General features: G+C 73.5%; 13 protein-coding genes and 1 pseudogene. 5 read left to right on the plus strand and 9 right to left on the minus strand.

The window, feature by feature from the left end:
• The 4 genes and pseudogenes from ACWCSD_RS32225 to ACWCSD_RS32240 all read right to left on the minus strand — a co-directional run.
• Positions 1–597, minus strand: a pseudogene (locus tag ACWCSD_RS32225) (hypothetical protein); the annotation flags it as partial.
• Positions 598–782: 185 nt separating this feature from the next.
• The gene (locus ACWCSD_RS32230; RefSeq protein WP_397158299.1) at positions 783–1,259 is read right to left on the minus strand and encodes a TIGR03618 family F420-dependent PPOX class oxidoreductase; all 477 of its coding nucleotides are present in this window, start codon (positions 1,257–1,259) and stop codon (positions 783–785) included.
• Between the two features lie 37 nt (positions 1,260–1,296).
• Positions 1,297–2,736, minus strand: coding sequence for an MFS transporter (locus ACWCSD_RS32235; protein ID WP_449920488.1), 1,440 nt, complete (start codon positions 2,734–2,736; stop codon positions 1,297–1,299).
• Between the two features lie 80 nt (positions 2,737–2,816).
• Positions 2,817–3,302, minus strand: coding sequence for a MarR family winged helix-turn-helix transcriptional regulator (locus tag ACWCSD_RS32240; RefSeq protein WP_449920490.1), 486 nt, complete (start codon positions 3,300–3,302; stop codon positions 2,817–2,819).
• Positions 3,303–3,427: 125 nt separating this feature from the next.
• On the opposite strand from ACWCSD_RS32240, the gene ACWCSD_RS32245 reads away from it, so the two are divergent.
• From ACWCSD_RS32245 to ACWCSD_RS32255, 3 genes are all read left to right on the plus strand, one after another.
• Positions 3,428–3,862, plus strand: a complete 435-nt coding sequence (locus ACWCSD_RS32245; RefSeq protein ID WP_352325303.1) for a peptidase inhibitor family I36 protein — start codon at positions 3,428–3,430, stop codon at positions 3,860–3,862.
• A gap of 105 nt (positions 3,863–3,967) precedes the next feature.
• A complete protein-coding gene (locus tag ACWCSD_RS32250; RefSeq protein WP_449920492.1) occupies positions 3,968–4,237 on the plus strand; it encodes a hypothetical protein in 270 nt (89 codons plus the stop codon).
• Entirely contained in the window at positions 4,234–5,232 is a 999-nt protein-coding gene (locus tag ACWCSD_RS32255) for a hypothetical protein (protein WP_449920495.1), read from the plus strand. The genes ACWCSD_RS32250 and ACWCSD_RS32255 overlap by 4 nt, the downstream gene beginning before the upstream one ends.
• A 5-nt stretch (positions 5,233–5,237) precedes the next feature.
• Here the strand turns inward: ACWCSD_RS32255 and ACWCSD_RS32260 are convergent, their stop codons facing one another.
• A complete protein-coding gene (locus ACWCSD_RS32260) occupies positions 5,238–6,188 on the minus strand; it encodes an SDR family NAD(P)-dependent oxidoreductase (RefSeq protein ID WP_449920497.1) in 951 nt (316 codons plus the stop codon).
• Positions 6,189–6,242: 54 nt separating this feature from the next.
• Here ACWCSD_RS32260 and ACWCSD_RS32265 point away from each other — a divergent pair, with 54 nt between their 5' ends.
• Positions 6,243–6,662 carry a MerR family transcriptional regulator gene (locus ACWCSD_RS32265; protein ID WP_397158286.1) on the plus strand — a complete coding sequence of 140 codons (420 nt, stop codon included), beginning with the start codon at positions 6,243–6,245 and terminating at the stop codon, positions 6,660–6,662.
• A 30-nt stretch (positions 6,663–6,692) separates the two neighbouring features.
• The gene (locus tag ACWCSD_RS32270) at positions 6,693–7,253 is read left to right on the plus strand and encodes a GNAT family N-acetyltransferase (protein WP_397158284.1); all 561 of its coding nucleotides are present in this window, start codon (positions 6,693–6,695) and stop codon (positions 7,251–7,253) included.
• 2 nt (positions 7,254–7,255) lie between these two features.
• Here ACWCSD_RS32270 and ACWCSD_RS32275 read toward each other — a convergent pair whose 3' ends face one another.
• The 4 genes from ACWCSD_RS32275 to ACWCSD_RS32290 all read right to left on the minus strand — a co-directional run bounded on the left by ACWCSD_RS32275 (position 7,256) and on the right by ACWCSD_RS32290 (position 14,736).
• Positions 7,256–7,711 carry a MarR family winged helix-turn-helix transcriptional regulator gene (locus ACWCSD_RS32275; protein WP_449920500.1) on the minus strand — a complete coding sequence of 152 codons (456 nt, stop codon included), beginning with the start codon at positions 7,709–7,711 and terminating at the stop codon, positions 7,256–7,258.
• Complete coding sequence (locus ACWCSD_RS32280; protein WP_449920502.1) at positions 7,708–9,183, minus strand: MFS transporter; 1,476 nt, start codon at positions 9,181–9,183, stop codon at positions 7,708–7,710. Before ACWCSD_RS32280 ends, ACWCSD_RS32275 begins: the two co-directional genes overlap by 4 nt.
• Before the next feature lie 100 nt (positions 9,184–9,283).
• Complete coding sequence (locus ACWCSD_RS32285; protein ID WP_397158278.1) at positions 9,284–9,442, minus strand: hypothetical protein; 159 nt, start codon at positions 9,440–9,442, stop codon at positions 9,284–9,286.
• On the minus strand, positions 9,439–14,736 hold the full coding sequence (locus tag ACWCSD_RS32290; RefSeq protein WP_449920505.1) for an RHS repeat-associated core domain-containing protein: 5,298 nt from the start codon (positions 14,734–14,736) through the stop codon (positions 9,439–9,441). Before ACWCSD_RS32290 ends, ACWCSD_RS32285 begins: the two co-directional genes overlap by 4 nt.
• Between the last annotated feature and the right edge of the window lie 28 nt (positions 14,737–14,764).

Below are 14,764 nucleotides of genomic sequence, written 5' to 3' on the forward strand. Positions count from 1 at the left end.
GCCGGTGGTGCGGCTCTCGGTCAGGAGGCAGGCTGGTCGGTGGCCGGTCGCGCGGCTCTGGGGCGGGAGGCGGGTCGGTTGGGGGTGGCCGCCGTGCAGGACGTAGACCCCGCCCGCCCCCTTCAGGCCGGCCACGGTGAGGGTGCGGGTGCCGACGACGAGGTCCGCGCAGCGGTCGTCGTTGACGTGGGCCATGGTCACCGACCAGCCGAAGCCCTTCATCCGGTTGCCCGGCGGGGTGGGGAGGTGGATGACCTTGCCCGCCGACAGGACGTGCACCCGGCCGGTGGCGCCGAGATAGCCGAGGGCGACGTCGTCGCGTCCATCGCCGTCGAAGTCGCGGGCGCTCGCCCCGTCGCAGCCGCTGCGCGCCGGCCGCACGACCGGCGGCCGGGTCGCGGCCTGCACGGTCGGGACGTGGGGCGGCACGGTCGGGGTGTGGGTCGGCAGGGGTGAGGCGTGGGTCGGCGAGGCCGTCGGGCCCGGGCTCGTGTCCGGCGCGGGGACGGGACCGGGAGCGGTGGCGGGCCCCGCCGCGGAACACGCGGCCAGCGCCCCCACCAGCAACACCACGAGCGGACGGCCCGGGACCCGCATAAGACGACCTCCCCTTGACGATCGCGCCATCCTCGCCCGCACCTCCGGCTCCCGGCAACCGGGGCCCGGGCCGGTGCCGACCCGTCCGACACCCGACAACCGGGGGCCGGGGGCCGCCCGTCCGGCTCGCGGCAACCGGGGTCCGGCGCCCGCTCGTGCGGTCGCCGCCTGACCGGGGGCGCCGGTCAGGCGGCGTCGAGGGCGATGCCGTACAGGTGGTCCACCCGGATCCTGATGACCAGGCGGCGTCCCCTGGCCATCTCCGCCAGGAAGGCGGCCTCGTCCGCCGGGTCGGGGAAGCCGCCGGCCATCTCCAGCAGCTCGCGTCCGGTGGCGTCGCCCGGGGTGAGCGACGGCTCGGAGACCTCCGCCCGTCCTTCGGCGACGGCGTACGACAGGACGTCGTCGCCTTGCAGGTGCACCGTCGCCCGCGGGTCGGCGAGCAGGTGGCGCACCTTGATGCGGCCCTCGGCGGAGGAGATGCGCAGGACGCGTCCGGCGGCGTCCCAGCGCAGGGCCATCGAGGCCAGGTGCGGGCGGCCGTCGCGCTTGAGCGTCGCCAGCACGCCGAAGGGCTGGCGGGCGAGGATCCGCAGGAGTTCGTCCTCGGTGAGGGGGCGGGCGCCGGGGCCCTGTCCGGGGCCGTAAGAGGGCTCGGTCATGATGATCGGCTCCGTTTCGCGGTGAGAAGAAGGGGATTCAGAGGGCGGCGGGCTGGTCGATCCGCGACGCGTCGGCGGTCGCGGCGGCCCGGGGGCGGCGCAGGACGGCCAGGGCGACCACGACGGCCGCCGCCAGCAGCCCGGCCGAGGTGGCGAAGGCCAGGTGGTAGCCGCCGGTCAGCGCCGCCGCCTCGGCCGCCCCGCCGGCGCGCAGCTCCTGCGTACGGGAGGCCGCCAGCGTGGTCAGGACGGCCACGCCCAGCGCCATGCCGATCTGCTGGGTGGTGTTGAACACCCCCGAGGCGAGGCCGGCGTCGTCAGCGCGGGCGGCCGACATGCCGAGCGTGGTCAGCGCCGGCAGCGCCAGCCCGCCACCCGCGATCAGCACCATGACCGGCAGCAGGTCGGTGACGTAGTCGGCGTCCACCGGCACCCGCGTGAGCCAGGCCATCGCGGCCAGCAGCAGCACCAGCCCGGCCAGCAGCACGGCCGGCGCGCCGAAGCGGGCGCTCAGCCGCGCCGACACGAACAGCGACACGCCGCCGATCGCCACGGCCGCCGGGAGCATCGCCAGCCCGGTGGCGAGGGCGCCGTACCCGAGCACCTTCTGCATGTAGAGCGCGACGATGATCTGGAAGGCGAACATCGCCGACAGCGCCAGCATCTGCACGACGTTCGCCCCGGCCACGTTGCGGGAACGCAGCACCCGCAGCGGCATCAGCGGCGTGCGCGCGGTGGCCTGGCGCAGGAAGAAGCCGGCGAGCAGGGCCAGCGACACCGCGCCGAACGCCAGGGTGTGCACGGCGAGCCAGCCGTGCTCCTCGACCTTGACCACGGTGTAGATGCCCAGCATCAGGCCCGAGGTGACCAGCAGCGCGCCGGTCACGTCGGCGCCCCGCGCGAGGCCGAGGCCCCGGTCGGCGGGCAGCGCGGGCAGCGCCAGCACGATCGTCGCCAGCCCGATCGGCAGGTTGATGAAGAAGATCCAGTGCCAGCTCAGCGCGTCGGTGAGCACGCCGCCGAGCACCTGCCCGATCGACGCGCCGGCCGCGCCGGTGAAGCTGAAGACCGCGATCGCCCGCCCCCGCTCGCGCGGCTCGGTGAACAAGGTCACCAGGATGCCGAGCACGACGGCCGAGGCCATCGCGCTGCCGACGCCCTGCAGGAACCGGGCGGCGATGAGCAGGCCCTCGCTGTTCGCCAGGCCGGCCAGCAGGGACGCGCCGGTGAACACCGCGTTCCCGGCCAGGAACATCGTCCGGCGGCCCACGAGGTCGCCGAGCCGTCCGGCCAGCAGCAGCAGCCCGCCGAACGCGAGCAGGTACGCGTTGACCACCCAGCTCAGCCCGGCGGGGGAGAACCCCAGGTCGCGCTGGATGGCGGGCATGGCCACGGTGACGATGCTGCCGTCGAGGATGGTCATCAAGGCGGACGTCGACAACACGGCCAGGGCGGTGCGCCGGGAGGTGAGGGACATGGTCGTCTCCTGTTTCAAGGGGTGCAACAGGAGAGACCGTAGCAGATAGTTCCGTTACAGACGATATGTCACGGAACTACTTAGCCGCGTTCCCTGGCCCGCCGGACCGGCTGGGGTGCCTCGGCCGGGGTCTCCAGGTGGCCGGTGGCCAGCCGGTTCAGGGCGCGTACCAGCACCTCCCGCTCGTCGTCCGGGATCGAGCCGAGGGCCGCGGTGTGCACGCCGTCCACGATCTCCTGGCTGCGCCGCGCCACCTCGGCGCCCTTCTCGGTCACGGCGATGATCCGGGCCCGCCGGTCGGTGCTCGACGGCCGCCGCTCGGCCAGCCCGGCCTTCTCCAGGGCGTCGACGGTGACCACCATCGTGGTCTTGTCCATGTCGCCGATCTCGGCGAGCTGGATCTGCGTGCGCTCCTCCTCCAGCGCGTGCACGAGCACGCAGTGCATGCGTGCGGTCAGCCCCAGCTCGGCCAGGGCCGCCGCCATCCGGGTGCGCAGCACGTGACTGGTGTGGTCGAGCAGGAACGACAGGTCGTGCTCGGTGCGGGAGGGCGCCATCGAAGTCATGTCATCGAGGCTATCAACTCATCCCGTAGCGGATTATCCGCTGAAGAACGTCCACCCTGACGGTCTAGCGCAAGTTGATCTCACTATGTATGTTCGGACCGAAGGAAAGTTTCGTCCATGGAGGCATGGTGGGCAAGAAGTTTCACGTTCTGGCGTTACCGATCGCCGTGGCCGCGCTGGCCGCAGTGGCGTCCCCCGCCCAGGCGGCGACGGGATACGACCGCTGCCAGGAGGGCAACTACTGCCTGTTCTCCGGTCTCGACGGCACCGGCGACATCGTCCAGCTCCAGGCGAGCACGGCCAACCTGGCGGCCCTGGGCATGGGCGACCGCGCCAAGTCCGACTGGAACCGCACCGACACGCTCATCCATCTCTACTCCGAGGCCGACTACGGCGGCTGCTCGGCCGTCACCGGCCCGCGCGGCAAGGGCAACTTCTACATCACCTTCCGCGACTTCTTCGACTCCGTCCGCTTCGGCGGCCCGAACGGCCCCTCCTGCTCCATCGGCGGCGACGAGCTGAGCATCAAGCGCGCCGCGACCACCGACTCCCACGGCTGACCTTCGAACCCTCCGGCCGGCCCCGCGCACCCCGCGGCGGCCGGCCGTCGCCGTTCCCGGCCCGCGAGGGTGTCGCGTTGATCGTTCCGCTCGTACGCTCCCTCCATGCCGGACGTCGTCTCCCTGATCTTCTTCCTGGTGCTGATAGGCGGGCTCGTGATGCCGGCCTGCGGCGCGACTATCTTCGCCGCCGAGACCGCCCCGCGCGGGCGGTACGGCCGGATGCACTCCGGCCATCTGGTCGCCGGCGCGTGGGTGGCGGCGGCCGGGCTCACCATGATGGCGGCGCCCGGCTTCCGGCGGCCCTGCGGCTCTCGGCCCGGCACCTGGCCGACCGGCGCGCGCGGACGGCCCCCGCGGTGGCCGCGACCATGATCGCCACGGCTTTCGCCGTCGCGGTGGCGATCATGGCGACGGCCGGGACCGCGCAGTCCAGGGAGTACGTCCCGCAGGCGCGGCCGGGGGCGCTCGTCGTGCGGCTCGATCCCGCACGACCGGCTCCCGGGATCGCCGCCGTCCGGCAGGAGCTGCCCGGAACGGACGTCGCCCAGGGCCTGACGCCGGTCCACCCGTTCGGCCTCACCGTGTCGACGGCCGACTCCGCGACGTCCTCCTCCCGCGCCTACATCGGCGACCAGGCGCTGCTGCGCTACCTCACGGGGGACCCGTCGTTCCCGTACGACGAGGGCAGGGCCGTGGCGGTCACGTCCGAGCAGGGCCGGCACGACACCGTCACGATCGAGTACAGCGCCCCCGAGGACCCGCCGGGCGAACCGAGAATCTCCAGGACGATTCCCGCGACCGTCGTCGCCCCGCCCGCCCGCGGCGTCGAGGCGGTCTTCCTGCCCGCGAAGCTGCTGCTTGGCATGGGCGTCAAGCTGGAGCTGGAGGCGCTGATCGTCGATCCCTCGCTGCACCGGGTCACGGCGGCCGACCGGGACCGCGTCCAGGAGCGGCTGGGCGAGAGCGGGCAGGCGTACCTGGAGGAGGGATTCCGGCCTTCGTACGGCTGGCTGCTCTTCCCGGGGGCGGCCGTGCCGGCCGCTCTCGCCGGGGCGCTCGCGGCCACGATCAGGTCGCGCCGTCCGGACCGCCTCCTGCTCCGGGCCGGCGGCTCTCCCGCCGCCGCGCGCGGCCTCACCGCCTGCCGGGCGGCCCCGGCGGCGGCCTGCGGCGCGGTTCCGGGCGCCGTCGCCGGATGTGTCGCCGGGCTGCTGCTGGCCTGGCCCTTCACGACCTCGGTGGACTGGGACCCGGTGCCGCGGGTGCCGTTCGAGACGCCGTGGAGCTCGATCGTCCTGGCGACCGTCGCGCTCCCCGTGCTCGCGGCGGCGGTCGCGCTGCTGCTCAGGCCCGGCCGCCGCCCGTAGGGCGGTCAGGAGAAGGCGGATTCATCGGTCAGGTCGGCGGAGAGTCTCCACAGGCGGGCGGCGGACTCCGGATCGAGGGCCCAGGGTTTGACGCCGCCGATCAGCATGTCGTCGCCCGTCGCCGGCTCGGCCAGGTCGCAGTCCTGGCAGTAGGCGCCGCCGTGCGCGTCCAGCAGGGGTGACGTGGCCGCCCACACCGCGGTCGCCGCGCCCTGTTCCGGGGTCTTGAAGCCGTCGGCCCGGCGTCCGTCGGCCGTGATCCAGCCCTGGGCGACCTGTTCCTCGTGCGGGATGCGGCGCTGCAGCGGGGTGAGGATGCTGCCCGGGTGCACGGCGAAGGCCCGCAGGCCGTCGGCCGCGCCGAGGGCGTCGAGATGGACGGCGAACAGGGCGTTGGCCGTCTTGGACTGCCCGTAGGCCGCCCAGTGGTCGTGGCCGTGGCGGAAGTGCGGGTCGTCCCAGCGGATGTCGGACAGGAAGTGCCCAGAGGAGGAGACCGACACCACCCGGGCCCCGGCGAGCGCCGGGCGCAGCCGGTTGACCAGGGCGAAGTGGCCGAGGTGGTTGATGGCGAGATGCGCCTCCCAGCCGGGGCCGACCGGCCGGTGGGGATAGGCCATGACGCCCGCGTTGCCGATGACGATGTCAAGGGTGCGGCCGGTCGCCAGGAACAGGTCGCCGAAGGCGCGGACGCTGCCGAGGTCGGCCAGGTCCAGCTCGGCCACCTCCGTGCGGGGGAGGTCGCGCAGCGCGTCCCTCGCCACGCCGGGACGGCGGGCGGGCACGACGACGTGCGCTCCCGCCCGTACCAGCGCGCGGGTGGCCGCCAGGCCGAGGCCCGAGTAGCCGCCGGTGATCAGGACGTTCCGGCCGGACAGGTCGATGCCGGCCAGGACGTCGTCGGCCGTGCTGTGCGCGCCGAAACCCGAGCCGATCTTCTGTTGAGTACGTGCCATGCCCTCGACCGTAGAATCTAGAGTGCAATCTAGGTCAAACTATGGCGAGGTGCCATGAGCAGGGACGCGGACCGCCTGTCCATCGGGGACGTCGCGCGGGCCACCGGGCTCGGCGTCCACGCGCTGCGCTTCTTCGAGCGCGAGGAGCTGTTCCTGCGCCCGATCCCGCGTACGGCGGGCGGGCAGCGGGCCTACGACCGGGCCGACGTGGAGTGGCTGCTGCTGTGCAACCGGCTGCGGGAGTCCGGCATGCCGATCGCCACCCTGCGCAGGTTCGCCTGCCTCGTACGCTCGGGGCCGGGCAACGAGCCGGAGCGGCTCGCGCTGCTGGAGGAGCACGAGCGGGCCGTCCGCGACCGGATCGCCGACCTGACGGCGAGCCTGGACATCATCCACGGCAAGGTCGTCGCCTACCGCCGGCACGTCCGGGACGGGACCGCGGCCGGGGTCTGGTCGCCGACGCCTCCGCCTTGAGTGGCGGGGCTGCCCTAGGATCAAGGACCCATGAGCCCGTCGCCCACGCTGTCCGCCACGGAGATCCGCGCCGAACGCCTGCTGCTGCGCAAGGCCCACGACGGTGACCGGGACGGTCTCGTCGAGCTGATGACCGACCCCGAGGTGCGCGAGCACCTGGGCGGCCCGCGCCCGCGGGACGACGTCGAGCGTTTCCTCGACGCCGCCGGAACCGCCGCCGCCACGGCCGCGCCGGGCGGCTACGTCATCGCCGACCTCGTCACCGACCGGCTCCTCGGGACGCTGGCGCTCGACCGCCGCGCGGCCGACCGCCCCGGGCACGTCACCGGCGACGGCGAGGAGCTGGAGCTGTCCTACGTGCTGCGCCGCCCGGCGTGGGGCAGCGGGTTCGCCCACGAGGCGGCGACGGCCGCGCTGCGCGCCGCGGCGGCCGAGCTGCCCGACCAGCCGGTGGTGATCGTCACCCGCACGGCGCACGGACGATCGCTGAGACTGGCCGCCCGCCTGGGCTTCCGGCCGGTCGCCGCCTTCGAGGAGTTCGGCGCCGAGCAGACCCTCTGCGCCGCCCGGCTGTCCTGGTTCAAGGGCTGACCTCACCGCCCGCGGGCCGGCTCCTCCGGGGTGAGCAGGAGGGCCATGATGCGGTCGAGCGCGGCCAGGTCGCCCGGGTCCAGGGCCAGCAGGGAACGCGGCGGACGGGCCAGGATGCGCTCGGCCTCCTCGGCTGCGGCCGTCCCCGCCGGGGTCAGCGTGACGATCTTGCTGCGGCGGTCGTCGGGGGAGACGCTGCGGGTCACGTAACCGCGCCGCTCCAGGTCGTCGACCATCAGGGTGGTGTACGGCTTGTCGGTGGACAGCTCGGCGGTCAGCTCCCGCATGCTCATCGGCCCGGCCAGCAGGCGGCGCAGCGCCTTGACCCGGAAGAAGCTCATGCCGAGCGTCTCGGCCACCTCCTTGCGGCGGTCCTCCTGCCGCAGGACGAGGTCGTACATCGCCGCCCAGACGCGGGCCACGGCGTCGTGCCCGGAACTGCCGGAGGTGTCGGTCATGAGGCGTCCGCCGTTCTGTCGGGTGCGTGGGCGAGCCGTTCGGCGGTACGGGTGGCGCTGCGGCGGGCCCAGCCGGTCGTGGTCAGGATACCGAGCAGCAGGATGGCCAGCCCGCACCCGGCGACGATCCACCAGCCGATGTGGCTGGCCTGCGGGAACCCGGCGGCGAACGGGCCGGCCACCGCCGAGGTGACCAGCGAGCCGATGACCGCGACGCCGAGTGACTGGCCGATCTGGCGGCTGGTGGAGGCCACCGCCGCGGCCACGCCGGCCTGGGCGCGCGGCATGCCGGACACGGCGGTGTTGGTGATGGGCGCGTTCAGCATGCCGAACCCCACCCCGAACAGCACGTACGCGGCCATGAGCCGCCAGGTCGGCGTCTCCGCCGCCAGCCCGGTCATGATCAGGCCGCTGGCCGCCATGGTGACCCCGGCCACCACCAGCGGGACGCGCGGCCCGGCGGTCCCGACGATCCGGCCCGACAGCGGCGCGCAGACCACGGTGAGCCCGGCCATGGGCAGCGTGTAGAGGCCGGCGTGCAGGGCGGACAGCCCCAGCACGTCCTGGAGGTAGAGGGTGTTGACGAACAGGAACCCGGCCAGCGCGGAGAAGCCGCACACCGCGATGACCGTGGCCCCGCTGAACGGCGCGCTGCGGAAGAAGCGCAGGTCGATCAGCGGGTCGGTGCGGCGCAGCTCGTACGGCGCGAGGACGGCCAGCGCCAGCGCCGCGACCGCGAAGCAGCCCAGCGTGCGCGGGGACGCCCAACCGGCCGCCGGCGCCTCGATGAAGCCGTACGTCAGGGTGGCCAGCAGCACGATGACCAGCGCCTGCCCGACCGGGTCCACCCGGCGCGGGCGCGGCGCGCGCGACTCGGGCACGAACAACGCGCACAGGGCGAACGCGGCCAGGCCCACCGGGATGTTGATCCAGAAGATCGCCTGCCAGCCGACCGAGTCCACCAGCGTGCCGCCGACCAGCGGGCCGAGCGCCATGCTGATGCCGATCACGCCGCCCCACACGCCGATCGCGCGGGCCCGCTCGCGCGGCTCGGTGAAGGTGTTCGTGATGATCGACATGGCGACCGGGTTGAGCATGGACCCGCCGACGGCCTGCAGCGCCCGCGCCGCGATCAGCCAGCCGAGGCCGGGCGCGAGCGAGCACATGAGCGAGCCGAGCGTGAACAGCGCCAGCCCCGTCTGGAACGTGCGCCGGCGGCCGACCCGGTCGCCGGTCGAGCCGGCCAGCATGAGCAGGCTCGCCAGGACCACCGTGTAGGCGTCGATGATCCACTGGAGGCCGGACATGGAGGCGTCGAGGTCGCGGCGGATGGCCGGCAGCGCGATGTTCACGATCGTGTTGTCCAGTCCGACGATGAACAGGCTCATGCAGCAGATGGCCAGCACGAGCATCCGCCGGCGGGGGCTGAGCGCGGGGGCGGGGGAGAGGGACGCGCTACTCGTTATAGACATATAACGATTATATTCGCACAACTAAACACATGTCCGCCCCGCCCCCCTGAAACGCCGCAAGGCCCCCGGCAGCCGGACGGGCTACCAGGGGCCTTACGACTCAGTCGAGGAAGGCCGCGGCGGCCACCGTGAGCGCGGTCACCGCGTACACCGACACCTCCTCGGGCAGCAGGAGGACCGCCAGCACGTCCACCACGGCCAGCATTCCGACGACCGCCCACGTACGCGGCCTGCGCAGGATCTCCGTCAGCCGGCTCATGGCTTGTGGAACTTGAACCAGTTGGTGAACGACCAGGTCGCCTTGGGTTGTGTGGTCATGTTCTTCGCACCTCTCAGCACTTCGGTGCCCATCGGCAGTTTCACTCCCGCCTGGGCCTTGGCCAGTTCCTGGCCCGCCTTCAGATAGCGGCCGGCGCCGCCCAGCGCCGCCCCGGTGAGTCCGGCGAAGGCCAGGCCGGTCACGCTGAACCGGTCGGAGCCCGCGTTCTGCACCGAGTAGCTCGCCATGCCGACCGCGGCCCCCAGCGCCACGCCGCACACCACGGTCACGCCGCACGCGGCCACTGCGACCGCGCCGACGACGCCGACGGCCACCGCCGCCACCGTCCGGCCCCACCGGTCCCACCAGCCGCGCTTCTTCTTCTGCTTCTCCTTCTGCAGCGCCTCCTGCGCCTGCCTGAGCTTGGCCTGCTCCTCGGCCAGCGCGTCGCTGATGCGCTTGTTCTCGGCCATCAGCTCCGCGATGCGCTGGGCCGCGGCCGGATCGGTGTACCGCAACATGCACGACTGGCTCGTGCACGCCCCGGGGTTGCTGGTGCCGCCGCTGCTGCGCCCGGTGCCGCCGCCCCTGGAAGGAGCGGGGGACGGCGCGGCGCCGACGGAGGCCAGCTGCACCTGTGCCGGCGCGGGCGGGGGCGGCGGCTGGATGGGCCGGCCGTCGGGACGGATGCCGGCGTCCTTGCACTCCTGGCCGTCGCAGACCCGCAGGCCGGTCGGGTCGGACCAGGCGACCGGGTTGTTGCTCGCGTAGGCGTAGCCGTTGATCTGCTGCGGGTCCGTCAGGTCCATGACCGGGTCGGCCGAGACGAACCGGCCGGTGGCCACGTCGTACTCGCGCGCGCCCAGGTGGGTCAGGCCCGTCGAGTCGTCCACGGTGCCGCCGACGAACCCCTTCTGGCTCGGCCAGGACGCCGGCGCGCCGCCCCGGGACCCGCCGTAGGGGGTGGTGGACCTGCGGTTGTAGGCCAGCGTGGTGGCGTTGACCACCAGCTCCTCGGTGTCGTGCCGGTCGCCGAGCAGGTAGTTGACCTTCCCGTCGCCGGTGCGCACCACCGTGGCCTGCGGGCCCTCGTAGTAGCGGGTGCCGCTCACCTTGCCCCCGGCCAGCGTCAGCTCCTGGCCGTCGAGGTAGAGGGTGACCGAGCCGGGGTCGCGGCGGATGATCCGGTTGCCGTCGGCGTCGTGGACGAAGGTGCTCGTCCTGCCCGCGACGGTGGAGGCGCTCAGGTCGCCCTCGGCGTTCCAGGTCAGGGTCTGGTCGCCGAGCGCGGTGACGCGCCGCCTGGTGTTGCCGGTGGCGTCGTACTCGTAGGTGTCGGTACGCGCGCCGGGCCCGGTCGTCTCCACCTTCTGCAGCGTGTGCGGCTGCGGCCGGCCGGCGGCGGGGTAGGTGTAGACCCGGGTGACGTCGCCCGCCCCACCGTGCTGGACCTCCTTGGTCCGGTTGCCCACCACGTCGAAGGCGAACGACTGCCAGTAGGGGGCCGGCCCGCCGACCGTCGAGGCCGACGGCGCCGCCGCGCAGTCGTCCGTGGCGGTCCACGCCTCGGTCAGCCGGCGCCGGTGGTCGTAGGCGTAGCACTGGGTGTCGGTCGCGGACCTGTCGTCCCGGTCGTCCCGGACGCTGGTGACGTCGCCCGCCGGGTTGTAGGTGAACACCGCGTCGTCCATGGTCTGCGGGCCGCTCTTCTCCCGGTCGTCGACCGACCGGGCCAGGCGGCGGGTGGCGTCCTGGTACTCCAGGGTGCGCACGACCCGGGCGCCCACGTCGCCGAGCACCGTCTGCAGGACCTCGCCGTAGGGCGAGTACTGCGTGCCGCCGACGTACACGCGGGAGCCGTTGTCGAGGGAGGCGAGCGCGCCCAGACGGGTGTAGCCGGGCCGGACGGTCTCGGCGGGCAGCCCGCCGGCCGCCTGGTAGGACGTCGCGGCCGGCAGCCCGCTGACCGGCCGGTACGTCGTGCCGACGGTGTACGTCCCCGCCAGCAGCCCCTCCGACGGCGGGATCGTCACCGTCGTGCCGGTCTGGCGGCCCGCGGCGTCGTAGCCCTTGACCGCGGTGACGTACGCGCCGCCCTCGTCGTACCGGGTGGAGGAGGCGGGCAGGCCCTTGCCGCCGGGCAGGGTGTCGTAGGCCCACTCGGCGAGCCTGGCGGCCCCCTGCGCGACCGACGTCTTGCGGCCGAGCTCGTCGTAGGCGTACGTGAGCGTGACGCCGCGGGCGTCGGTGGTGCTCGTGCGGCGGCCGGCCGCGTCGTAGGTCCAGCGGGTCAGGCCGACGTCCGGGTCGGACAGCGACGTCCTGCGCCCGCGCAGGTCGTAGCTGTAGGCCCAGGTGTTGCCTGCCGGGTCGACCACCTTGGTCACCCGTCCCGCCTGGTCGTAGTCGTAGGTCGTGACGTCGGCCCGGGAGTCGGCGAAGTCGGCGACGCGGCCGGGGTACTGCCGCAGTTCGGTCGTCCGGCCCCGGACGTCGGTCACCGCCAGGGTGGCGGCGGCGCCCTCCGGCGGGACGGTCGCGGTGTAGTTGCCGCCGTAGGAGGTGGTGCCGCGCCACTTCTCCACGTTCAGCGACTTGAAGATCTCGGCCGTCTGGCGGCTCTGGCCGTCGTACTCGGTGACGGTCTGCGCGGGGACCACGTTGTCCGGGGCGCCGAACAGCGAGGTGTCCGGCGCGGAGGCGTTCCAGTAGGTGGCGTTCGTCTTCCACGGCCGGTCGTGGGAGTCCAGGAACGTGTCGGTGACCAGGCGGCCGCCGCCGTGGGCGTCCTGCTGGGTCTGCCGCTCGCGCAGCAGGCCGTCGTACAGGGTGGTCGTCGCCTTGTAGGAGCCGTCGTCGAGCAGCTCCTTCTTCGTCACCGCCGTCGGCGCGGCGCCGGAGATGGCGTAGCCGTAGACGATGTCGGCGGCGGCGCTCCGGTCGTGGCCCGGCAGCCACACCCTGACCAGCCGGCCCAGCGCGTCGTGGTCGGTGAAGGTGGTGCGGCCGTTGGCGTCGGCCGAGGACAAGGTCAGCCCGCGCACGCCGTCCAGGGTCGTGGTGGTGGTGAAGCCCTTGGGGTCGGTGACGGTCGTCCCCGTCGGCAGGCCGGTGGCCGGGGTGTAGGCGGTGGTGGTCAGGCGGCCCAGCTCGTCGGTCGTGCCGGTGGTCCGGCCGTAGGCGTCGTAGGTCGCGGTGGTGGCCACGTGCACGGGGGTGGCGCCGTCGAGGTGGTCGAGCGTCTCGGTCCGGGTGGCGTGCGCCTGGCCCGGCTTCGGCGCGGCCCCGAGAGCCTGGCCGTCGTAGAAGGTGCGGGTCTCGGAGAGCACCGCGCCGGGCGCGGCGCAGGTGCCGCCCGTGGTCCTGACCACCGACGGGTACGACACCAGCCAGGCGGCGGTGTCCCGGGCGGTGTAGGCGGTGGTGACGCACTCCTCGTCACCGGTGACCGCCGTGTCGCCCTGGTCCGCGGACGACAGCACCTGGCCCAGGTCGTCATGGGTGTAGTCGGCGCGGGTGCGCCGCCAGGCGGTGCCCGTCGCCGTGCTGATCAACGTGCGGCTGCGCTTCACGGACGTCCCGGTCCGCCGCGCGGTGAGCGCCGCCCGGCCCTTCACCGCCCTGGACGCGGTGACCGGCGACGACCACGGCTCGGAGACGGCCGCCGAGGCGAGCGCGCCGCCCTCACCGGTGTAGGTGAGGGTCTCCAGCGTGGTCCCGGCCAGCGCCGGGTCGTCGCTCACCTGGTTGCCCTCGGAGTCGGTCACCGTCCCGCCCAGGCCGCGCAGGTAGACGGTGTCGCTCTGGCTGCGCGCGGACGCCCCGACCTTCGTGCGGACGGTCCGGTAGCCGCGGAACTGGTTGTACGTGCGGTGCTTGTCCAGGGTGAACTCGCTCTCGTCCCGCACCCAGGCCGCGCCGTCCAGGTAGTCGTAGGACGTGACGACGGACTCCGAGCCGGAGCCGGCGACCTTGTCGTCCTCGACCACCTGGGTCACCACGTACTTGTGGAACCAGTCCTGGACCGGCTCGGCGTAGCCCTCGGGCGTCCACCACGACGGGTAGCAGCGCCGGGTGTTGGCCGCCGGGTCCGGCGTGGCGCCGGCGGCGCAGTCCTTGGCCGAGTAGGCGACCAGGGTGTCGGCCCCGGTGTCGGTGCCGATCCGGGTGATCCGGTACTTGTACAGCGGCGGGCGTCCCTCGTCGGAGTCCACCCTGTTCTCCATGAGCGTCCCGGCGAACGTGGTCGCGGGCAGGGTGATCGGTTCCCCGCCGCCCGACCCGGTACGGACGATCTTCGCCAGCCACAACCCCGCCGCGGTGTTGTCGCCCGTGCCGGGGAAGTCCTGCGTCAGCGCCCAGGAGTCGACGACCCGGCCGCCCGCCTGCGTGCTGATGGACGTCAGCCGCTTGCGCGTCCAGAACGTCGGCCCGGCCGTCGCGCATTTGGCGCCGCGCGCGCAGTCCTGGTCGACCGGCGTGTCCGGCCAGTTGGCGGCGTGCGCGGCGTCGAAGGCGTCGCAGCCGGACAGGCAGCGCTCGGCCACGCCGAAGCTCACCTTCGCCGCGGGGGTCGCGTAGACGTCCGAGGCGCGCAGGCCGTACTCGATGCGGTTGAGGTGACCGGCGCGGACGTAGTCGGCGTTGGCGGTGGGGGAGCCGGCCCTGGCGTAGGAGTTGGTCTGCCGGTCGTAGTAGTAGGCCATGGCGTTGCCGTGCGGGTCCACCACGTAGTCGAGCTGCCAGCGCCAGCCCTGCGCGCAGGAGGAGTCGGCGAAGGCGGCCGCGTGGCAGGGCTCCCCGGCGTGGTTGCCGAAGACCGGCACGGTGTAGGCCGACCCGGTCTCCGGCTTTCCGGCGCTCCAGCCGGGCAGCCGGTTCCTGCCGAACCAGTACTGCGTGCCGTCGGGCCTGGTGATCCGCCAGTACTCGTTGTCGTCGTCGCCGTTGGCGGTGTCGGCGGCGGTGCCGTTGAGGTGCTCGACCCTGGAGCCGTCGTCGCGGGCCGGTCGCCAGACGCCCGAGGCGTCGTCGCGGACGAGCGCGGTGGTGGTGCCGTTCAGCGACAGGGTGGCGTTGCCGGACTTCCAGCACAGGTCGCCCGTCCTGGTGCTGTTGTTGGCGCCGTCGCCCTGGTCGTCGGCGCACCCCTGGTAGCCGCGCTCGATGAAGCCCGGCTCGTACTCCCAGCCCTCGCCCAGCCAGGACGGCTGGTTGTTGGTCGAGGCGACCCGGCCGTCCACGGCGGAGGAGGAGTAGGACAGCTCGACGGGCGGGACGAGCCCGCCGGGCACCTACGGCATCGAGGTGCCGCAGGTGCCC

The organism is Nonomuraea sp. NPDC001684, from assembly GCF_053596515.1.